Origin of the sequence: Pseudomonas sp. 34 E 7, from assembly GCF_900005715.1 — a bacterium.
Lineage (GTDB): Bacteria > Pseudomonadota > Gammaproteobacteria > Pseudomonadales > Pseudomonadaceae > Aquipseudomonas > Aquipseudomonas orientalis_A.
Genome location: NZ_CVTX01000185.1, coordinates 147888 through 166431 on the forward strand (window position 1 = coordinate 147888; position 18544 = coordinate 166431).

The following is an 18544-nucleotide window of genomic DNA, read 5'->3' on the forward strand; positions in this document are numbered from 1 at the left end:
GGACACTCCATGATTGGCATCGATCGCAACACCGGGGCGGCCGTCGATGACTGGCTGCAATTCGTCCAGCGCGCCACCCGAGCGCTGACCACGCCCATTGGCACACGGCAGAAGCGTCCGCTGTATGGCTCGCTGATCCCGCAGTTGCTCGGACAAAACCTGGGCGACGACCTGCTGCTGCTCGCCCAGAGCCATGCCGCCCAGGCGTTCTACAACGCTCAGAACGGCATCGGCGACTTTCAGCCCCAGGTCATCGTCGCCACCCGCCAGGGCGCCGGCCTGCTGCTGCGCTTTGCCGGCACCTGGAAAAACCGCCAACAAACCTTTGAGGTCGTGACATGAGCATGCTGATCCCTGGCCAGAACCAACTGGCCGAGCCGGCGATTATCGCGGTTGACGAGTTCGAACCCTTGTTGGCCGAGTTCAAGGCCTTCGTGGTCGACTACGTTGCAGCAAGTGCGCCGCAGAGCGCGGCCAAACTCAAGGTCAGCCTCGACAACGAAAGCGAGCTGCTGACCCTGGCGCTGGAAGCTTTCTGCGTGCGCCTGCAAACCCATGAGCGCAAATACAATGCACGCATCAAGCAGATGCTGGCGTGGTGGGCCACCGGCAGTAACCTGGATGCACGGCTGGCGGATATGGGCCTGGAACGCCAGGTACTCGACCCCGGTGACCCTGCGGCTTTCCCGCCGGTGCCGCCGATCCTGGAAAGCGACGACGATGCCCGCCTGCGCTACTACCTGGCACCCCATGCTCCGGCGGCGGGTTCGCGGATGCAGTACCGCCGCGAAGTGTTCACCCTCGGCGAGCGGCCGGCGGTCAAGGTCCAGAGCGCATCGCCGGGCGTGGTGACCGTCAACTACACCTTCGATCCGGACGGCTATGCGGCCCAGGTCAAGGACGGTAACGGCCGACGCATCGCGCCCGGCGAAGTGATGGTCACCGTGCTGTCGCGTGACGGCGACGGTACCCCATCCGCCGATTTGCTTGACGGTGTGCGCCGACATTTCGCACGGCCTGATGTACGCCCGGAAACCGATCTCGTCACCGTCCAGGGCGCACAGATTCAACCCTACAAGATTCGCGTCATCGCCAGGATCAACGCCGGGCCAGACTCGGGTTTGACCCAAATGGCGGCGCAGCAACTGCTGCAGACTTACGCTGACTCCTGCCATCGCCTGGAAGGGCGCGTCGACCCGAGTTGGATCGACTACGCCATTCACAGTGCAGGGGCGGCGCAACTGCAAATCCTGGAGCCGCTGGCGCCGATTGTCAGCAGCGCGTTCCAGGCCCCGTATTGCACAGGTGTCGAGGTGGAGGTGCGTACGCTATGAGTGAACCCAAAGCGAGTTTATTGCCGGCCAACAGTTCACCGCTGGAAAAAGCGCTGGATACAGGGTTCGGCAAGCTGCTTGACCGGGTCGCACCGCCGTTTCCAGCGTTGATGAACCCGCTGCAAACCCCCAGCGAATTTCTGCCTTACCTGGCCGCCGACCGAGGTGTCAGCGAATGGGATGCCCAAGCCAGCGAATCGGAAAAGCGCCTGACCGTGGCCTTGTCCTGGCAGATCCAGCGCCAGGCCGGCACACCCAAGGCCTTGAGCCATGCGGTGGAGTCACTGGGGTTTACTCCCAACATCAGCGCCTGGTATCAGCAGCGGCCAACCGGTATGCCTTACACCTTTGACGTGCAGGCGATCATTGGGCGCAGTTGGTCCAGTGGCGACCACAACCGGCTGATCCGCCGTGTCAACGCGGCCAAGAGCGAGCGGGATCAGGCCACGATTACCATCGTGCATGAAACCTCCCAGGGTGTGCGACTGGCTGGCGCGGCTGATCCTGGTTTGAGCATCGGCGAAGACAGCCCGCCCGGCGCCTTGCCCGAAATGAAAGTACACGGTGCGTTCTCCCTCAGCAGCGCCACTCACGCCCCGTTCAACGATGGCGAGTTGCTGCTTGAAGGCGTGCTGCCGGAACTCGGGCTTGGCGCCCGGCTGAACAGTGCCGGGGTTGCCCGGCACTACACCATTAACGACTACGACCTCAGGGCGCAGCCATGACAGATGAAATCACGCGCCTGGTGCGCTTCACTTCCAAGGGTTTGGATGAAGTGCTGCAGGCCAGGAACCAGGGCCTCAAAGGCGAAATCACCCACATCGGCGCCGGTACCGGCCGCTACAACCCCGATGGCACGGAAGTGGCCTTGCGCGATGAGCGCCAACGGGTCGCCATTGTGGATTACGAAGACCTGGGCGAGCGCCAACTCAGGATGGCCGCGCTGTTTGACGGCGACGATGAGTATGAAATTGGCGAGTTCGGCTTTTACCTCGCCAGTGGGACCTTGCTGGCGGTGTATTCCGTAGCGGGGAAGTTGCTGACGTATAAAGCGGCGGCGGCTCGGGTACTGCAGAAGTTCACGCTGGATATTTCGCCGTTGCCGGCGGATAGCGTGACGATTGTGGTAGGAAGTGACAATCTGAATATTTTGCTGGGAAACGATATTGCCGTACTCGCTACTGCGAATATCGACAATATGGCACGGCACACCGAGTTGTTGTTTCGTGTAATAACGCTGGAAGCGGGCCGTTAAGGTATCGACAAATTAAGGAGTTACAACGTGAGTCTAGAAACGACTATCACGTCGCTGGTGACAGCGGCGAATAATTTGACTGCTGCGGTCAATGGTAAAATTGGGAGTATCAATGCGACGATGGCCGGTGCACTATCTCAGTTCAATGAATGGCGCAGTCTAAAGGATGTCGAAGGTGATCCAAATTATCCAGGCACCATACGTGGTAGCATTCTCCAAGGCCATGTCTACGGCACTGGCGGCGTTTATGAGTCTATGGCTATAGGTGATTTCAAGGCGACCGACTTGGGGGCAAGTCTCAATGTTTATATTCACTTCCAAATCCCTCTGAATATTAATGTCAACTCCGAGATGTTCTGGTTCAACATCAAGGGTTACAGTTATGGCACGGCAAAAATCATCGATGAAACGGTCGTTGGTTATTGCTACCAGCCGAACCGTACTCTCCACAATGTGTCAACATTCGGAAATATGACGCCGGCAGTCTACGTAGATGCAAACGGCAATATTGTCATGCGGATTTTGATTCCAAATATTTATTATACAACTATCCGTATCGACACCATGCGTGTCGGCAATGGGCGTCTGTTTAATCTCGGCGATCTCAAAACCAAAGTGTCCTTGGCTGACACCGTAATTTTTAGTTAAGGAAACGGTAAATGTCTAATGTCGAAAATCCAACATTGAAGGTTGCTACGCCGACACCTGAAATTGAATGGGCTGCCATTCGCGCGCGTCGGGATCAGTTACTAAGGGCAACTGACTTCACTCAACTGCCCGATTATCCCGCCTCTGATGCGCAGCGAGCTGAAGTTGCATCTTATCGTAAAGCGTTGCGCGATATTCCAGAGCAGGCAGCTGAACCATCGGCACTGCGGTGGCCCGTACTGCCTACCTTCCTGAAATAACCCACCGCGAAAGCGGTTTTTTTTCGCCTCCCCAAAGCCCCTCCCGCAGGGGCTTTGGCATTTCTCACCCGGAGAATCCTACCCATGCCCACGCGCCAAACCTACACCGTCCTCATCCCTTTTCCCATCGGTAACGGCCATTGGTCCACCGCTGGCGAGGAGCTTGAACTGCTGGACGTCGAAGCATCCGCTCTGCGCACCGCCGGCCGTCTGGAACTGACCAGCGTCCTCAATTCCACCCCCAAGAAGGCTGAATAATCATGGCTGAGGTTTTGAACTTCGAGCACAACGGCATTACCGTCAATGCCACCGAATCGCCCGAGGCCATGGGTGGCCTGGGCGATAACGTCATCGGCCTGGTGGGCACTGCCCCCAACGCCCATGCGTCGATCCCGAAAAACGCGCCGTTTCGTATCAACAGCTTCACCACCCAGGCACTGCTCGACCCGACCGGTACCGAGTCGGGCACCTTGTTCCAGGCGGTGTACCAGATCCTCAAAGTGGTCAAGGTGCCGGTCTACGTGGTGATTGTCGAAGAAGGCGCCACCCCGGCCGACACGCTCAACAATGTGATCGGCGGCAACGACCCGGTCACCGGTCGCAAACTCGGCCTGGCTGCCCTGAGCAGCGTGCCTGAAGACCTGACCATCATCGGTGCCCCGGGTTTCACCGGCACCAAGGCCGTGGCCGGCGAGTTCGCCTCCTTCGGCAAGCGCATCAAGGCCCGTGTGGTACTCGATGGCAAGGACGCTTCGGTCGCCGATCAAGTGACCTACAGCGGCGAACTGGGCGGTGCAGACCTGGGCTTCGACCGTTGCCTGCTGGTGCACAACATGCCGTCGGTGTATTCCAAGGCTGCGAAAAAGAACGTGTTCCTCTCGCCGTCCTCGTTGGCCATCGCTGCGCTGGCCAAGGTCAAGCAATGGGAAAGCCCGGGCAACCAGGTGACCTTCGCCGAAGACGTTTCCCGCGTCGTCGAGTACAACATCCTCGACACCTCCACCGAAGGCGACCTGCTCAACCGTTATGGCGTGAGCTACTACGCCCGCACGGTGCTCGGCGGTTTCTCGCTGCTGGGCAACCGTTCCATCACCGGCAAGTTCATGAGCTATGTCGGCCTGGAAGACGCCATCAGCCGCAAGCTGGTCAAGGCCGGCCAGAAGGCCATGGCCAAGAACCTCACCAAATCCTTCATGGACCAGGAGGTCAAGCGCATCAACGACTGGCTGCAAACCCTGGTGGCCGACGAAACCATCCCTGGCGGCAGCGTCTACCTGCACCCGGAGTTGAACAGCGTCGAAAAGTACAAGAACGGCACCTGGTTCATCGTCATCGACTACGGTCGCTACGCGCCGAACGAACACATGGTTTATCAACTCAACGCCCGCGATGAAATCATCGAGCAGTTCCTGGAGGACGTTCTCTAATGTTTACCAACCGAGTCAGACAGGCCATTGCGGCCACCCTCCAAGGCCTGCCGTTGTCGGCCACGGTCGATTCCTTTACGCCGCCGAAGATCGAGTTCGAAATGGACCCGATGACCGGCGGGCGCTTCATCGCCGAGGAGGTGGCCAAAAGCGCCAAGGTGATGGGCGCAACCCTGGTACTGCAAGGGGTGGGTGCAGAAGTGTTGCTGGCGCTTGGCGTCACGCGAGGCGATGACATCCTGTTGAACGTGCGCGAAGCCGGGCAGGATCAGGATGGCAAGACCTACTTCACCTACCACACCGTGGGCGGCAAGTTGAAGACGCTGACCGAAACCGCGCTGACGATGAATGCCAAGCCCGTCACCACCCTGGAACTGTCCTGCCGTACCTATAACCGTCTGGAAAACGGCATTTCGGTGATCGATATCGACGTGCGCACCCAGAAGTTCGTGCTCAACGGCGTCGACATTCTCGGCGACGCCCGCCGCGCCGTGCTGATGCCGTAACCCCCCGGGGGCGGGTTCGCTCGCCCCCATACCTGATCAAGGAATCACCCCATGGCCTGGATGCCTGCGCTACACGTCCTGCTGTCCCCGATCACCGCTGACACCGGTGCCGTGATCGAGCAGATTCAACTCAAACCCTTGTTCTACGCGCCACAGAAAGAAGCCCTGGCGCGCGCTGGCGACGATGAAGATGAGCAGTTTTTCGAACTGGCCAAGCTCGCCACCGGCCTGTCGGAAAAAGAACTCGACCAACTCAAGCGCCCGGACTACGTCAGCATTGCGCAATACGTACACGAGATGTCGACCCAGCCTGCATCGTTTTTTCTCGATCAGGCCGATGTGCCGCGCCAATCGCTGACCAGCGAGCAGGTCGCGCTGCTGCTTCCCCTTCAGGCAAGCGGTCGCACGCTCACCCACGTCACCCTGGAAATGCCCGCCCTGCGCGCCACCAAAGTGATGAAAAAACTGCCCACCAACAAAGAACGTGCCGAGTTCATCACCGCTCATTGCGCCGGCCTGATGATTCCCGATCTCGCCGGCTTGACCGTGCCCGACTGGACCGAACTGCAGGGGCGCATCGACGATTTTTTAAACAAACCGGCGGACTTCTTTCGGAACGCGACATCGAAGTGATCCTCGATGTAGTACCGCTGGTTTACTCAGTAACCGAAGCGGAAATCCTCGACTGGGACGCCGGCAAGGCATTGCGCCGCTACGACATCGCGATCAATCGCCTTGGCGTTAAACAGGAGTAGAGCGGGATGGCAGACAGTAATAAAAGCGCTGAGTCAGCCATCGCCAGGGACGGCGTGATGATTCAGCGCTCACCCGAAATGGCCGGCGCACAGGCCAGCCTCAACCCCATCGCGCAAACCCTGGCGAGTCCGGCTGAGGCGGTGCCGGGAGGTGCCGCGAACCTGGTGTTGGCATTGGCCGATGCCAGCCTGCAGATCAACCATTTGGCCGAAGGCCAGGCGCGGCTTGTGGACACGCTTGAGCTGTTCAACGCCTCATTGCTCAAGATGATGGACGCCCGGCAAGCCGACGCCATCGAGGCGGCGGGCACGGGCGATACGAGCACCCGCACGGCGGCCCCCGCGGGTACGCCATCGCAGGCACTGGATGCCGCGATGACCGACCTGGACCAACTGCTGCACTTCGTCGGGCGTGAGCGCAAGTCAATGCGCGAAGCCAACCTCGCCATGGCGACCGAGCCCATGGTGGCGGCCAGCGGCGCGAGCGCGGTGGACCTGGCGAAGGTCGAGTACGTTGCGGCCAAGTCGGGTATCGGCAGCGAGCGAGTTGACGCGTCAGGCAATATCGACCAAGCCGGGCGCCAGGCAGACTTGCAGCAATTCGCCCGCGACGCCGCGATCATGGCGACGGCGTTCAAAATCGATGTGAAGCATGCCAGCGAACTCATCGGCGGATGGCGTGAGTCTATGCACCTTGACCGCGCCCAAGCCCTGGATTTGGCTGACGCGACAAATGTGCTGGGCAACGATGTCTCGCTCAAGGCCGAGTCAGCGGACATTGCAGCGATCGTGCAACGTCGCGGCGCCGCCGCAACGACTGCGGGCATGCTTCCCGAGCAGGCGGCAGCGCTTTCGGCGGTGTTGTTGAGTGCCGGTAACAGCAAAGGTGCTGCGGAGCTCGGTCTGGAAAAAATCAGTCTCGCCCTGGCCAAAGGCGACAGCGCTTCTCCCGCGCAGCGCAGTGCCTGGGCAGCGCTCAAGCTTGATCCCAAAGAGCTGGCCGGTGGCATGAAACAGGATGCCCCGCAGACCCTGGTTACCGTGCTGGAGGCACTCAAGTCGCAACCGGCTGAAAAGCAGGCGGCGCTGGCGGCGCAACTGTTCGACGGTAACCAGTCGATTCTGAGCCTGGTGCCGATTATTGACAGCGTTAAACACGCCTTTTCGCAGGTGGCCGAAACGTCCACCTACGCCACCTCGGCGTTAGGCGATCAAGGCTCTGTTCAGCGCGTTGCAGCGATTCGCGCCGATTCCTCCCAGGCTCGACGGCAGGCCTATGAGGCCAGTACCACGCGCTTGCAAACTGCCTCCGATGTGGCCCTGGCGCCCGCCGTGGATGCCTCGCTGACAGCGATGACCGGTTTGGTCAACGGCGTGAGTGGCTTGGCTGAAGCGCTGCCTCACACCACCGCCGCCGTCACGGTGGCAGGGGCTGCACTGGGGGCTGTGCTTTCCGGTGTGTTCGATGCCATGAAGGACAAGGTGTTTGAAAAGGTCGCGGGGAAAATTCTCCGCGAAGGGCCTGCCGCTGACCCTTCCGCCCGCCCGCAGCACACCCGGAGTGACGACACCCCTACAGGTAAACCCACGCCGGGTTCGGCGTCCGGTCCTGACCGGCCAAGCAAAACGGAGAAGGCCGGCAAAGTCGCCGGACAGGCTTCGTTGGGGTTGGTGCTGGCACAGGCCGGAGTTGATGTCACACAGGGCGCGCTGACGGGGAATCCGGGTCAAGCGCTGGGCTCCAGCGTGGGTTCGGTAGGCGGCGCCGTCGCCGGTGGCGTTGCCGGTGAGTTCGCCGGCATGGCGATTGGCCGAGCGGTCGGCACGCTTGCCGGAGCGGTGATCGGTTCGGTGGTGCCGGGTGCCGGTACGGTGCTGGGCGGGGTTATGGGCGGCGTCGCCGGTGGCGCGATCGGCAACGTGGTGGGCGGCGCCGTCGGTACGTTTGTCGGCAGTGACGTGGGGGCATGGCTTGCCGAGAAAGTAATGGGTTCCGGGGATCGCTTGCCGTCTCCCACGGATGTCAGCCACAACCTCAACAACCCCCAAGCCGATAACCGTCAAATCAATTTTGCCCCGCAAATCACTATCAACGCGCCGGAACAAGCCAGCTATCAGCAATTGGCGACACTCGTGGTGCAACAGATCGAAGCGCAATTTACGCCGCTGTCGATGGACAACCTGCTGGCGACGCGACGTGGCGCAGCACTGACCGATGGAGCTGTGTGATGCGACAACAGATGGTGTTGGGCACGTTTATTTTCGGGCTGTCCCGCGGGTTCGCCTACGACAGCCTTGATCGTGGGAGCAGTGGTGGGTGGGTCAGCCTGGACATCATCGCCGGCAAACCCAAATCCAGCCAGGTGGGGCAGGGCCTCGAAACATTGGCAGTGGGCGGCAAGGCCGCGCGGGCCAATGGCATGCAACGCCTGGATGAACTGCGGGCCCTGCAGGACCTGCGCGTGCCGTTGCCTCTGGTGGACGGCCTGGGGCGCAACTGGGGGTTGTGGACCATCAAGTCGATCAGCGAAAAACAAACCAGCGTCATCGACGACGGCACCGCCATGGCGATTACCTGGTTGCTGGTATTGGAGGAGTTCGTCAATGCGTAGAGTGCGAAGTATTGCGGGCGATTCGGTAAACCTGCTGCTCTACCGAGAGCTCGGCCGCTGTGATGATGCTGCGGAGGAGGCGCTGTGGCGCTTGAATCCGGAGCTGGCGGAGAAGGGCGCAATATTGCCAGCCGGCGTCAGTGTGCTGGTGCCCGAACTGGATGCAAAACCTGTCGCGAGTCGGCCGGTTTCAGCCTGGGATTAAGGAGCGATCATGGCACTTGGATTCACACCGGTGGTGGAGCTTTACGGCGCCAATGCCGCCTTGTTCAACGAGCGGCTATTGGAGTGGGAGCATATTGACACGGCGGGATTTGTGTCCGACCAACTCAAGTTGACTCTCGACATCGAGGGCCTTGAAGGCCTGCCCGATCTGGGCGGGAAAGTCGGCTTGCGCGTCGGTTATCTGGAGTCCGGCTTGCTGGATAAGGGCATGTTCAAGATCACTCAGCGTAAGCCGTCGCTGTTCCCGATGCGCCTGGTGCTGGTGGCCACGGCGGCGCCGTTCGATGAGCATGGGTTCAAACAGCGCCGCACCGCCAGCCATGGGCCGACAACCCTGGGCGCACTGTTTCGTCAATTGACCAGTCGCTACGGGTTTTCCCCGCGTGTGGCGCCTGAGCTCGATGGCGAGCGGATCGCGCATATCGACCAGACCCACGAAAGTGACATGGCATTTCTGACCCGGCTGGCCAAACGCTTCGATGCAGTGGCCAAGCCTGTGGACGCGCTCTATGTGCTCGGGCGCAAAGGTCAGATCAAGTCCTTGTCGGGCAAGGCGCTGCCGGATGTGCGCTTGTCCGTCACCCGTGACAATCACCCGGGCGACCACGCCTTCATCAGCGCCACCCTTACCGAAACCAGTCGCGCCAAATATAAAGGCGTGCAGACGTCCTGGTGGGATGCGGCGGGCGGCAAAAAGCAGGTGGTAGAGCTGGGGATCGCACCGTTCAAGGTGGTGGCGCAGCGTTATCCAAGCGAGGACGAAGCGCGCTCGGCGGCGCAGGGCGAGATGCGCCGTGTGGGCCGAGAAGTACTGCAGATCGATGTGGTGTGCCCCGGTAACCCGTCGCTGGCCGCTGAAGGGTTGCTGCTGCTGGACGAGTCGTGGCCGGGCTTCATGCAGGGACGCTGGTCGATCAAGACGGTGACGGCCAGCGGTAAACGCACCGGCGGCTACCGAAGCACGATCCAGGCCAGTGGTTTGTCGGTGTAGACATTTTTTCAGAGTAGATCCCATGCAGATTACCCTTACCCAGCTTCTTGATGTGATGCCGGGAGCCCGCCTTCGAGCGGGCATTTTTTTGTCCCCGTTAAATGCAGCTTTCGTACGGTACGAGCTCAACAGTGCCAGGCGCATTGCCGCCTTCCTCGCCCAAATCGGTCACGAATCCGCCGAACTGCGCTACGTACGCGAACTGGGCAGCGATCAATACCTCAGCAAGTACGACACCGGCACCCTGGCCACCCGCCTGGGCAATACCCCCGAGGCGGATGGCGATGGCCAGAAATACCGGGGCAGGGGGCTGATCCAGGTCACGGGGCGGCGCAACTACCTGGCATGCAGCCAGGCACTGTTTGGCGATGAGCGCCTGTTGCAACAACCGCAATTGCTGGAACAACCGCAGTGGGCGTGTGAGTCCGCCGCCTGGTTCTGGCACAGCAACGGCCTCAACGAGTTGGCGGATAAAGATCAATTCACCACCATTACCCGGCGTATCAACGGCGGCCTTAACGGCCTGCAGGCGCGCGTGCAATTGTGGGAGAGGGCGAAGGCGGTGCTATGCGTTGGCTAGGCACGTTGCGTTGGGTCGGCGTTTGCCTGCTGCTTGCACTGGTGTGGCAAGTACAGGCCTGGCGCTATGGCGCGCAGCTGGAGCGTCAGGCGGCCGGGCAGGCGCTGGCGCTCAGCCAGCAACAGCAGGCCGCGTTCGAACAGCAACAGGCAGAACAGCAAAAGCGCCTGGCCCTGGAGCGCCAACTCACTACCAGCGACCAACAACACACTCAGGAGTTGAGCGATGCCCAACGTCACCAAGCTGCTTTGCGCGACCGCCTGGCCACTGCTGATGTGCGGCTGTCAGTCCTTCTCGACGCCACCGATACCGCCGGCTGCACGCCAGTGCCAGCCGCCACCACCCCCGGCGGCGTGGTTCATGCAGCCCCACGCGCCCGACTTGACCCGGCGCATGCTCAACGAATTATCCGCATCACCGACGACGGCGATAACGCCTTGATCGCCTTGGGTGCCTGTCAGGCCTATGTGCGAGCCGTCACGCGTTAGTCTTTTGATGCACTCTGCAACTTGCATGGCCGATGGGCTGCTGTAGGGTAGGCGAACCCCCGCCCAATCCTGGAGACGACCGTGAAGGAAATCACTCAACTGGCTGCTGAACTGGGGCGCCGTTTGCAGGTGCTCAATGCCCATGTCACCACCGCCGAGTCCTGCACCGGCGGCGGTATTGCCGAAGCCATTACGCGGATTCCGGGCAGTTCGGCATGGTTCGAGGCGGGCTATGTCACCTATTCCAACCGCCAGAAGACCCGGCAACTGAATGTGTCGGAAAAGCTGTTTGCCAAAGTCGGCGCCGTCAGCCAGGAAGTGGTGGAAGCCATGGCGCGAGGGGCGCAGGAAAAAAGCCTGGCGCGCTTTGCCGTGGCGGTCAGCGGCGTGGCGGGCCCGGACGGCGGTTCGCCGGACAAGCCGGTGGGCACGGTATGGCTGGCGTTTGGCGTGGGCGATGAGGTCACGGCCGAACGTGCGCACTTTCCCGGCAACCGCGACGAGGTCCGTCGACAAACGGTAAAGGCCGCGCTCGAAGGCTTGTTGCGACGAGCTGCAGCAGAAATAGACAATCAGGGGTAGGCGATCTTCGATCTTTGTGGAACAATACTGTCTACTTATACAGGTGTTGGCCGTCAGGCCTTATTGATTACGTGAGGACTTTAATGGACGACAACAAGAAGAAAGCCTTGGCTGCGGCCCTGGGTCAGATCGAACGTCAATTCGGCAAGGGTGCCGTAATGCGTATGGGCGATCACGACCGTCAGGCGATCCCGGCTATTTCCACTGGCTCTCTGGGTCTGGATATCGCGCTCGGCATTGGCGGCCTGCCAAAAGGCCGTATCGTTGAGATCTACGGTCCTGAATCTTCCGGTAAAACCACCCTGACCCTGTCGGTGATTGCCCAGGCTCAGAAAATGGGCGCCACGTGCGCGTTCGTCGACGCCGAGCACGCCCTGGATCCTGAATACGCCGGCAAACTGGGCGTCAACGTTGACGACCTGCTGGTTTCGCAGCCGGACACCGGTGAGCAAGCCCTGGAAATCACCGACATGCTGGTGCGTTCCAACGCCATCGACGTGATCGTGGTCGACTCCGTGGCAGCGCTGGTACCGAAGGCAGAAATCGAAGGCGAAATGGGCGACATGCACGTGGGCCTGCAAGCCCGTCTGATGTCCCAGGCGCTGCGTAAAATCACCGGCAACATCAAGAACGCCAACTGCCTGGTGATCTTCATCAACCAGATCCGTATGAAAATCGGTGTGATGTTCGGCAGCCCGGAAACCACCACTGGTGGTAACGCGCTGAAGTTCTACGCTTCGGTCCGTCTGGATATCCGTCGTACCGGCGCGGTGAAGGAAGGTGACGAGGTTGTCGGTAGCGAAACCCGCGTTAAAGTCGTGAAGAACAAGGTGGCCCCGCCTTTCCGTCAGGCAGAGTTCCAGATTCTTTATGGCAAAGGCATCTACCTGAATGGCGAGATGATCGACCTGGGTGTGCTGCACGGTTTTGTCGAGAAGTCCGGTGCCTGGTATGCCTACAACGGCAGCAAGATCGGTCAGGGTAAGGCCAACTCGGCCAAGTTCCTGGCAGACAACCCGGATATCGCTGCCACGCTTGAGAAGCAGATTCGCGACAAGCTGCTCACCCCAGCACCGGACGTCAAGGCCGCCGCCAACCGCGAGCCGGTTGACGAGATGGAAGAAGCCGACACTGACATCTGAAGCAAACGATGACTGTTGTACTGGATACACTCGTCGCCGTTCGGCGCACTGCAATGGACCTGCTTGCTCGCCGCGAGCATGGTCGAGTCGAGCTGACGCGTAAATTGCGTCAGCGCGGCGCAGAGCCTGAAATGATCGAAACAGCCCTTGACCGGTTGACGGAAGAGGGGCTGTTGTCGGAGTCCCGATACCTCGAAAGCTTTGTGTCCTACCGCGCGCGGTCCGGTTATGGCCCAGCGCGGATTCGCGAAGAGTTGAGCCAGCGTGGCCTGCAACGTGCCGATATCGACCTTGCTTTGCGCGAGTGCGGTATCAGTTGGCAGTCGCAGTTGGAAGAGACTTGGCGGCGCAAGTTTGCTGGGCATCTGCCGATTGACGCCAGGGAGCGTGCGAAACAGGGGCGCTTCCTGAGTTATCGTGGGTTTTCGATGGACATGATCAGTCGCTTGTTAAGCGGCCGTGATATGGACGACTGAGCGCAAAACGAAAGCCTGACTGATCGTTCCCACGCTCTGCGTGGGAATGCATCCCGTGACGCTCCGCGTCACCATTGCGCAGGTGCCTGATTTTTTTCGCTGAAAGCAGGACGCAGAGCGTCCCAGGTGGCATTCCCACGCAGAGCGTGGGAACGATCAAACAAAAGGCCCACTATGAAAATAGTGGGCCTTTTTTTTCGCCTGCAAAAAATCACGCAGGCTGTGGCATCCCTCGCTGTTGCACTTCACCCTGAGGCTGCACCCAATTTTCCGGCAAGTTGATGTAGTCCACCAACTCGCGCAAACGCCCCTGGTCTCGGCCATTGAAGTTGAAGACCAGCCGCGTCAAATGACTGAACCTGGGGTCGTCATGCTCTTGGCCTGTGTAGGCAAGCTGCTGGAATTCTCCGCTCAGTCGAAGGCTGGCAAACTCATCCTGCAAATGGGCCAGGGCTTGATCACTGAGCGGATGGTTCATACGCACCACGAATTCACGCTTGAGCCAGCGGGTTGAATGGAAGTTGGCATAAAACCGGTTGATCTCGTCCACGGCTTCTTCTGCGCTGTAGACCAGGCGTATGAGCTTGAGGTCGGTCGGCAGGATGTAGCGGTTAGCCTCCAACTGGCTGCGGATAAAGTCCAGGGCGCCTTGCCAGAACCCGCCGCCTGGAGCGTCCAGCAGCACTACCGGTACCAGCGGGCTTTTACCGGTCTGGATCAGGGTCAGCACTTCCAGGGCTTCGTCCAGGGTGCCAAAACCACCCGGGCACAGAATCAGTGCGTCGGCTTCCTTGACGAAGAACAGTTTGCGGGTAAAGAAGAAGTGGAAGGACAGCAGGTTGTCGGTGCCATCGATGGTCGGGTTGGCATGCTGTTCAAACGGCAGGGTGATGTTGAACCCCAGGCTGTGCTCAAGGCCCGCACCCTCGTGCGCCGCCGCCATGATGCCGCCGCCGCCGCCGGTGATGACCATCAGGTCGGAACGTGCCAATGCGGCGCCGACTTCTCGAGCCAATGCATACAGCGGGCTTTCGATGGGCGTGCGTGCGGAACCGAACACCGTCACCTTGCGTCGCCCCTTGAATTGTTCGAGCACGCGGAAAGCGTGGTCCAGCTCACGGATCGCACGCAGGGTGATCTTGGCATTCCAGCGGTCACGGTCGTCCTGCGCCATGCGCAGGACCGTGAGAATCATGTCGCGATAAAGGGGAATGTTCGGGCTGTTTGGCGCGACCAGCTGGAGCTGCGCGTCAACCTGCTGCGTGAGGTCGGTACCGTTGTGTTCAAAAAGATCGAGCAGGGGGGCGTTGGATTCATGAGGCATTCGACTTTCTCCTTCTTCACAGGGCCTGGCCAGCCGACGCGTGTCGTCAGGGGGGCACGACACTGCATGTGTCGTTGCTTGCCGCAGGAGGGCAGGCCTCTTTTGCCCTGAAAGTATTACAGCACAGCAGGGAAGACTGCTCTGGCGGGCGCATGGGATGAGCTGATCATGGGCTGGAAAACCCTTGGCTGGCAACCGCTTATTGGTGATTGATCACGGCGTTCAGGTGCAGGCGGGCGCTGGAGCGGGGGAGTGGCGCGTCACCGGGCAGCAACGCGCAAGGTGCAAGGCAGGGTTACTTTTTCTTCTTGGACGGAGCCGGGCAGTCGGCTTCGGCGAACTTGACCGATGCGACAGGACGGTTGGTCTTGTTCTCGGTGATTTCGTAGCGCATGACCGCGCCCTTCGCCATCAGCTCGCGGTAGCCTGGGTTGGTGCAGACACTGCGGCCCAGTTGGAAATACACGGCCTTGGGGTTGGCGCGCATCTGCTCGGCGCGGTCTGGCTGCACGCTGAGATGATCGATCAGTTGCATACCTTCAACGGTGTAGGCCACTTCCAGGGTTTTCTCATCGATTTCCCGGGGCAGGTCCTTGTTGCTTTCGGTCGCGACGCTTTGCAGCTTACGGTTCATTTGAGCCTCCAGCAGCGAGGCCGCGTGGGCGCCCATGGGCAAGGCCAGCGCAATAGCGACGGATGGGGCAACGAGGCGCAGCATGGAACGCAGCATCAAATTCTCCTGATTCGGTTACTGGTGCATAGACCAGCCACTGCGCTGTGCGTTCAGTGGCGCGCAATTATAGGTGAGCGCCGGCCACTACAGCCAGGCGTATCGCTGGTAAACTGCGCCCACTCCAATTGCTTTCGAGTTATCCAGTGTCGATTGACCCGTTTCTGTGGCGTATCCAATGAGCCACGCTGTCTCCCGCTTGCGCACCCAGCGTCTGGCCCGAGCCGTCAGGCCGTTCCTGAATCGGGGATCGCGCGCCGAGCGGTGCACCGGCTGCCGAGTGATTCCCGAGTACTGCTTGTGCGCGTGGCGACCAACGGTTCAAGCCAAATCGGCGATGTGCCTGTTGATGCACGACGTCGAACCGATGAAACCCAGCAACACCGGCTGGCTGATCGCCGATGTCATTGACGACACCAGCGCGTTTGCCTGGTCGCGGACCGAGGTCGACCCGGCTCTGCTCACCCTGCTCGCCGACCCGCAATGGCAACCGTACATCGTGTTTCCCGGGGAATTTGTGGCGCCTGAACGGGTGGTCAGCGTGGTGGATGCAGAGGAGGGCAAGCGCCCACTGTTCATCTTGCTGGACGGCACGTGGAGCGAAGCGCGCAAGATGTTTCGCAAGAGCCCGTACCTGGAGCATCTGCCGGTGCTGAGCCTGGCGCCGGAGCAGTTGTCACGTTACAAGTTGCGCCGTTCCAAGCGTGATGATCATTTCTGCACCGCCGAGGTGGCCGCGTTGTGCCTGGAGTTGGCCGGTGATCAGGCCGCCAGCGAAGTGCTGGACGCCTACCTCGATGTTTTCAGCACGCACTACCTGGCCGCCAAGTTTCAGTTGCCTGTGGATGAGACGGACATTGTCCACACACGTTTGGCGCCCTATATCCCGGCGGTATGACCCATCGACGTTTGCATGATGGCACCTTAATCACGCAACCCGCTAAAATCCCCATGGGCGTAGTGCTTGACCCCCCAGGCTGCGCTGGGCATGCTGGGCGCCGATTGGGGCGCTACCTTGGTTTTTCGACGTTGTTTTGCGTGTTTTTGACGTTGAGCGTGCCCCGTGGCGATGGCTGCCTGGCCGTTGCCTTGTGTACTGGTGAACCCTGAACCCATCAGGGCTCCCGTAAAAACAGGATCATTTAATCAATGGCCACATACGACATCCTGATAGCCGATGACCACCCGCTGTTTCGCAGTGCGCTGCATCAGGCCGTAACCCTGGGCCTTGGCCCGGATGTGCGACTGGTCGAAGTCGCCAGCATTGCCGAGTTGGAAGCCCGCTTGACCGAAAAATCCGACTGGGACCTGGTGCTGCTCGACCTGAACATGCCCGGCGCCTACGGTTTTTCGGGGCTGGTGCTGCTGCGCGGGCAATATCCGCAGATACCCGTGGTGATGGTCTCGGCGCAGGAAGAGGCTGACGTGGTGGTGCGTTCCAAGGAGTTCGGCGCCAGCGGCTTCATTCCCAAGTCCAGTGCGATGGAAGATATCCAGAAGGCTGTGCGCACGGTATTGGACGGTGATGTGTCCTGGCCACCGCAAGCATTTGAAGAAATCAACGTGTCCGAGGAAGCCAAGGCGGCCCGTGATGGCCTGGCCAGCTTGACGCCTCAGCAGTTTCGCGTGTTGACCATGGTCTGCGAAGGCCTGTTGAACAAGCAGATTGCCTACGAGCTGAGCGTGTCGGAAGCGACGATCAAGGCCCATGTCACCGCTATTTTCCGCAAGTTGGGCGTACGCACGCGCACCCAGGCGGCGTTACTCCTGCAACAACTTGAGTCAATTTCGCAGCATTAAGCTGTTACCGATTCACGCTTTTTTGACTTTGCGTGCTCTAGTTTTCCCACTCCTTTTGGTTCAGTTGCCTACATCTATGTCGCCTTTCAAGGGTCAAACCGGTATCAAACGTATTTTCAACGCAGGGGGCTATTCCCTGGATGGCCTGCGCGCGGCTTTCACCGGCGAGGCGGCGTTCCGTCAGTTGGTGCTGCTGAACGTCATCCTGATTCCGTTGAGTTTTTTCCTGCAGGTCAGCCGCGTCGAACGCGCATTGCTGATTGCCGTGTGCCTGTTGGCCCTGATCGTCGAATTGCTCAATTCAGCAGTGGAGGCGGCCATCGACCGCATCTCCCTGGACCGCCACCCACTGTCGAAAAACGCCAAGGACATGGGCAGCGCCGCGCAATTCGTGGCCTTGACCATGATCACGCTGGTGTGGGCGGTGATTCTGATCTGACGATCAGGCGATGCTCGGCAGTACGATTTCGTCGCTGCGCTGAACCCCGGCGGTAAACGCGCGGCACAGCTCCAGGAACTCGCGCATCGCCGAGGTCTGGTATTTCTGCTTATGCCAGATGAAGTAGAACTGCCGGGCCAGGTCCAAATCCGGGGTTTCTACCGGCACCAGGCTGCCACGCCGGAACGCATCGCGCAGTGCCAGCCGCGAAATGCAGCCAATCCCCAGACCTGATTCCACTGCCCGTTTGATCGCCTCGGTGTGCTCCAGCTCCAGGCGGATATTCAATGCGCTGCGATGATGGCGCATGGCCTGATCAAACGTCAGGCGCGTGCCCGAGCCTTGTTCGCGCAGGATCCACGCTTCATGGGTCAGCTCATCCATGCTGGCCACGCCACGTTTGGCCAAATGATGCTGGGGTGCGCAAAACACCACCAACTCATCCTCCACCCAGGTTTGCACCTCGATGTCCGGGTGGCTGCAGTCGCCTTCGATTAGACCCAGGTCAATTTCGTAATGCGCCACCTGATGCACGATATGGGCAGTGTTTTGCACATGCAGCTTCACCTGGCTCTCGGGATGCTGCTGCATGAAGCTGCCGATCAACAGGGTCGCCAGGTAATTGCCGATGGTCAGGGTGGCGCCCACCGCCAGTGAGCCGAAGCCGGACTTGCCATTGAGCAGGTCCTCGATCTCCTTGGCCTGGTCCAGCAGTGCCACCGCCTGGGGCAACAGTTGATGACCGAGGGCGTTGAGGCTCAGGCGTTTGCCGGCGCGGTCGAATAACTGGCAGCTGGATTGACGCTCCAGCTCGGTGATCGAGGTGCTGGCGGCGGATTGAGATAAGGCCAGCAGGCCAGCAGCGCGGGACACGCTTTCCTGCTGGGCGACGGCGACGAAGACTTGCAGTTGACGGAGAGTAAATCGCATATCGATATAACCGATAACCCTTATCTTAATAATCCAGTTA

26 protein-coding genes are annotated in these 18544 nt (G+C 60.3%); 23 read left to right on the forward strand and 3 right to left on the reverse strand.

From position 1 onward, the window contains the following. The first annotated feature begins 9 nt into the window (after positions 1-9). The 20 genes from BFP96_RS25315 (at position 10) to recX (ending at position 13281) form a co-directional block, all read left to right on the forward strand. On the forward strand, positions 10-342 hold the full coding sequence (locus BFP96_RS25315) for a phage baseplate protein (RefSeq protein ID WP_065886015.1): 333 nt from the start codon (positions 10-12) through the stop codon (positions 340-342). Further along, positions 339-1334 carry a baseplate J/gp47 family protein gene (locus BFP96_RS25320; RefSeq protein ID WP_065886016.1) on the forward strand — a complete coding sequence of 332 codons (996 nt, stop codon included), beginning with the start codon at positions 339-341 and terminating at the stop codon, positions 1332-1334. Before BFP96_RS25315 ends, BFP96_RS25320 begins: the two co-directional genes overlap by 4 nt. Further along, positions 1331-2059 carry a phage tail protein I gene (locus BFP96_RS25325; RefSeq protein ID WP_065898199.1) on the forward strand — a complete coding sequence of 243 codons (729 nt, stop codon included), beginning with the start codon at positions 1331-1333 and terminating at the stop codon, positions 2057-2059. The genes BFP96_RS25320 and BFP96_RS25325 overlap by 4 nt, the downstream gene beginning before the upstream one ends. Next, on the forward strand, positions 2056-2589 hold the full coding sequence (locus tag BFP96_RS25330; protein WP_065937235.1) for a phage tail protein: 534 nt from the start codon (positions 2056-2058) through the stop codon (positions 2587-2589). Before BFP96_RS25325 ends, BFP96_RS25330 begins: the two co-directional genes overlap by 4 nt. 27 nt (positions 2590-2616) lie before the next feature. Next, on the forward strand, positions 2617-3237 hold the full coding sequence (locus BFP96_RS25335; protein ID WP_065937236.1) for a hypothetical protein: 621 nt from the start codon (positions 2617-2619) through the stop codon (positions 3235-3237). Positions 3238-3248: 11 nt separating this feature from the next. Continuing rightward, entirely contained in the window at positions 3249-3497 is a 249-nt protein-coding gene (locus tag BFP96_RS29725) for a tail fiber assembly protein (RefSeq protein ID WP_083216688.1), read from the forward strand. A gap of 84 nt (positions 3498-3581) precedes the next feature. Next, positions 3582-3755 carry a hypothetical protein gene (locus BFP96_RS30980; protein WP_003189022.1) on the forward strand — a complete coding sequence of 58 codons (174 nt, stop codon included), beginning with the start codon at positions 3582-3584 and terminating at the stop codon, positions 3753-3755. A gap of 2 nt (positions 3756-3757) precedes the next feature. After that, complete coding sequence (locus BFP96_RS25340) at positions 3758-4924, forward strand: phage tail protein (RefSeq protein WP_065937237.1); 1167 nt, start codon at positions 3758-3760, stop codon at positions 4922-4924. Further along, a complete protein-coding gene (locus tag BFP96_RS25345) occupies positions 4924-5430 on the forward strand; it encodes a phage major tail tube protein (RefSeq protein WP_065937238.1) in 507 nt (168 codons plus the stop codon). Before BFP96_RS25340 ends, BFP96_RS25345 begins: the two co-directional genes overlap by 1 nt. Before the next feature lie 51 nt (positions 5431-5481). Further along, positions 5482-6063: a phage tail assembly protein gene (locus BFP96_RS25350; protein ID WP_065891923.1), complete on the forward strand. Its 582-nt coding sequence runs from the start codon at positions 5482-5484 to the stop codon at positions 6061-6063. After that, entirely contained in the window at positions 6060-6185 is a 126-nt protein-coding gene (locus tag BFP96_RS31480) for a hypothetical protein (RefSeq protein WP_256095160.1), read from the forward strand. The genes BFP96_RS25350 and BFP96_RS31480 overlap by 4 nt, the downstream gene beginning before the upstream one ends. A 6-nt stretch (positions 6186-6191) precedes the next feature. Beyond that, a complete protein-coding gene (locus BFP96_RS25355; protein WP_065937239.1) occupies positions 6192-8414 on the forward strand; it encodes a phage tail tape measure protein in 2223 nt (740 codons plus the stop codon). Continuing rightward, positions 8414-8797, forward strand: coding sequence for a phage tail protein (locus BFP96_RS25360; RefSeq protein WP_065891925.1), 384 nt, complete (start codon positions 8414-8416; stop codon positions 8795-8797). Before BFP96_RS25355 ends, BFP96_RS25360 begins: the two co-directional genes overlap by 1 nt. Continuing rightward, a complete protein-coding gene (locus BFP96_RS25365; protein ID WP_065886025.1) occupies positions 8790-9002 on the forward strand; it encodes a tail protein X in 213 nt (70 codons plus the stop codon). Before BFP96_RS25360 ends, BFP96_RS25365 begins: the two co-directional genes overlap by 8 nt. Positions 9003-9011: 9 nt before the next feature. Continuing rightward, positions 9012-10013 carry a contractile injection system protein, VgrG/Pvc8 family gene (locus BFP96_RS25370; RefSeq protein ID WP_065891926.1) on the forward strand — a complete coding sequence of 334 codons (1002 nt, stop codon included), beginning with the start codon at positions 9012-9014 and terminating at the stop codon, positions 10011-10013. Positions 10014-10035: 22 nt separating this feature from the next. Further along, entirely contained in the window at positions 10036-10593 is a 558-nt protein-coding gene (locus BFP96_RS25375; RefSeq protein WP_065886027.1) for a glycoside hydrolase family 19 protein, read from the forward strand. Beyond that, positions 10581-11081 (forward strand): lysis system i-spanin subunit Rz, encoded by a 501-nt coding sequence (locus BFP96_RS25380; RefSeq protein WP_065937240.1) that lies wholly within the window; start codon positions 10581-10583, stop codon positions 11079-11081. The genes BFP96_RS25375 and BFP96_RS25380 overlap by 13 nt, the downstream gene beginning before the upstream one ends. Positions 11082-11162: 81 nt before the next feature. Continuing rightward, on the forward strand, positions 11163-11663 hold the full coding sequence (locus BFP96_RS25385; RefSeq protein WP_065891928.1) for a CinA family protein: 501 nt from the start codon (positions 11163-11165) through the stop codon (positions 11661-11663). An 83-nt stretch (positions 11664-11746) separates the two neighbouring features. Next, positions 11747-12805, forward strand: a complete 1059-nt coding sequence (gene recA, locus BFP96_RS25390; protein WP_005785454.1) for a recombinase RecA — start codon at positions 11747-11749, stop codon at positions 12803-12805. Between the two features lie 8 nt (positions 12806-12813). Beyond that, positions 12814-13281: a recombination regulator RecX gene (recX, locus tag BFP96_RS25395; protein WP_065886030.1), complete on the forward strand. Its 468-nt coding sequence runs from the start codon at positions 12814-12816 to the stop codon at positions 13279-13281. A 211-nt stretch (positions 13282-13492) separates the two neighbouring features. Here the strand turns inward: recX and BFP96_RS25400 are convergent, their stop codons facing one another. After that, the gene (locus BFP96_RS25400; RefSeq protein WP_065937241.1) at positions 13493-14605 is read right to left on the reverse strand and encodes an LOG family protein; all 1113 of its coding nucleotides are present in this window, start codon (positions 14603-14605) and stop codon (positions 13493-13495) included. A 295-nt stretch (positions 14606-14900) separates the two neighbouring features. Next, a complete protein-coding gene (locus BFP96_RS25405) occupies positions 14901-15335 on the reverse strand; it encodes a PA3611 family quorum-sensing-regulated virulence factor (protein ID WP_065886032.1) in 435 nt (144 codons plus the stop codon). 178 nt (positions 15336-15513) lie between these two features. Between BFP96_RS25405 and BFP96_RS25410 the strand changes: the two genes are divergently transcribed. From BFP96_RS25410 to BFP96_RS25420, 3 genes are all read left to right on the forward strand, one after another. Beyond that, positions 15514-16233, forward strand: coding sequence for a tRNA-uridine aminocarboxypropyltransferase (locus BFP96_RS25410; protein WP_065891930.1), 720 nt, complete (start codon positions 15514-15516; stop codon positions 16231-16233). 251 nt (positions 16234-16484) lie between these two features. After that, the gene (erdR, locus tag BFP96_RS25415; protein WP_065891931.1) at positions 16485-17135 is read left to right on the forward strand and encodes a response regulator transcription factor ErdR; all 651 of its coding nucleotides are present in this window, start codon (positions 16485-16487) and stop codon (positions 17133-17135) included. Positions 17136-17211: 76 nt separating this feature from the next. After that, entirely contained in the window at positions 17212-17574 is a 363-nt protein-coding gene (locus BFP96_RS25420) for a diacylglycerol kinase (protein ID WP_003189051.1), read from the forward strand. Positions 17575-17577: 3 nt separating this feature from the next. Here the strand turns inward: BFP96_RS25420 and BFP96_RS25425 are convergent, their stop codons facing one another. Continuing rightward, positions 17578-18504 carry a LysR family transcriptional regulator gene (locus BFP96_RS25425; protein ID WP_010212678.1) on the reverse strand — a complete coding sequence of 309 codons (927 nt, stop codon included), beginning with the start codon at positions 18502-18504 and terminating at the stop codon, positions 17578-17580. Positions 18505-18544 lie beyond the last annotated feature (40 nt).

Coding starts and splice junctions, on each gene's coding strand:
- BFP96_RS25400 (WP_065937241.1), bottom strand. CDS start 14,605: ATGCCTCATGAATCCAACGCCCCCCTGCTCGATCTTTTTGAACACAAC.
- erdR (WP_065891931.1), top strand. CDS start 16,485: ATGGCCACATACGACATCCTGATAGCCGATGACCACCCGCTGTTTCGC.
- BFP96_RS25315 (WP_065886015.1), top strand. CDS start 10: ATGATTGGCATCGATCGCAACACCGGGGCGGCCGTCGATGACTGGCTG.
- BFP96_RS25380 (WP_065937240.1), top strand. CDS start 10,581: ATGCGTTGGCTAGGCACGTTGCGTTGGGTCGGCGTTTGCCTGCTGCTT.
- BFP96_RS25420 (WP_003189051.1), top strand. CDS start 17,212: ATGTCGCCTTTCAAGGGTCAAACCGGTATCAAACGTATTTTCAACGCA.
- BFP96_RS25375 (WP_065886027.1), top strand. CDS start 10,036: ATGCAGATTACCCTTACCCAGCTTCTTGATGTGATGCCGGGAGCCCGC.
- BFP96_RS25365 (WP_065886025.1), top strand. CDS start 8,790: ATGCGTAGAGTGCGAAGTATTGCGGGCGATTCGGTAAACCTGCTGCTC.
- BFP96_RS25345 (WP_065937238.1), top strand. CDS start 4,924: ATGTTTACCAACCGAGTCAGACAGGCCATTGCGGCCACCCTCCAAGGC.
- BFP96_RS25360 (WP_065891925.1), top strand. CDS start 8,414: ATGCGACAACAGATGGTGTTGGGCACGTTTATTTTCGGGCTGTCCCGC.
- BFP96_RS25405 (WP_065886032.1), bottom strand. CDS start 15,335: ATGCTGCGTTCCATGCTGCGCCTCGTTGCCCCATCCGTCGCTATTGCG.
- BFP96_RS25425 (WP_010212678.1), bottom strand. CDS start 18,504: ATGCGATTTACTCTCCGTCAACTGCAAGTCTTCGTCGCCGTCGCCCAG.
- BFP96_RS29725 (WP_083216688.1), top strand. CDS start 3,249: ATGTCTAATGTCGAAAATCCAACATTGAAGGTTGCTACGCCGACACCT.
- BFP96_RS25350 (WP_065891923.1), top strand. CDS start 5,482: ATGGCCTGGATGCCTGCGCTACACGTCCTGCTGTCCCCGATCACCGCT.
- BFP96_RS25325 (WP_065898199.1), top strand. CDS start 1,331: ATGAGTGAACCCAAAGCGAGTTTATTGCCGGCCAACAGTTCACCGCTG.
- recX (WP_065886030.1), top strand. CDS start 12,814: ATGACTGTTGTACTGGATACACTCGTCGCCGTTCGGCGCACTGCAATG.
- BFP96_RS25355 (WP_065937239.1), top strand. CDS start 6,192: ATGGCAGACAGTAATAAAAGCGCTGAGTCAGCCATCGCCAGGGACGGC.
- BFP96_RS25370 (WP_065891926.1), top strand. CDS start 9,012: ATGGCACTTGGATTCACACCGGTGGTGGAGCTTTACGGCGCCAATGCC.
- BFP96_RS25410 (WP_065891930.1), top strand. CDS start 15,514: ATGAGCCACGCTGTCTCCCGCTTGCGCACCCAGCGTCTGGCCCGAGCC.
- BFP96_RS25320 (WP_065886016.1), top strand. CDS start 339: ATGAGCATGCTGATCCCTGGCCAGAACCAACTGGCCGAGCCGGCGATT.
- BFP96_RS25330 (WP_065937235.1), top strand. CDS start 2,056: ATGACAGATGAAATCACGCGCCTGGTGCGCTTCACTTCCAAGGGTTTG.
- BFP96_RS25340 (WP_065937237.1), top strand. CDS start 3,758: ATGGCTGAGGTTTTGAACTTCGAGCACAACGGCATTACCGTCAATGCC.
- BFP96_RS30980 (WP_003189022.1), top strand. CDS start 3,582: ATGCCCACGCGCCAAACCTACACCGTCCTCATCCCTTTTCCCATCGGT.
- recA (WP_005785454.1), top strand. CDS start 11,747: ATGGACGACAACAAGAAGAAAGCCTTGGCTGCGGCCCTGGGTCAGATC.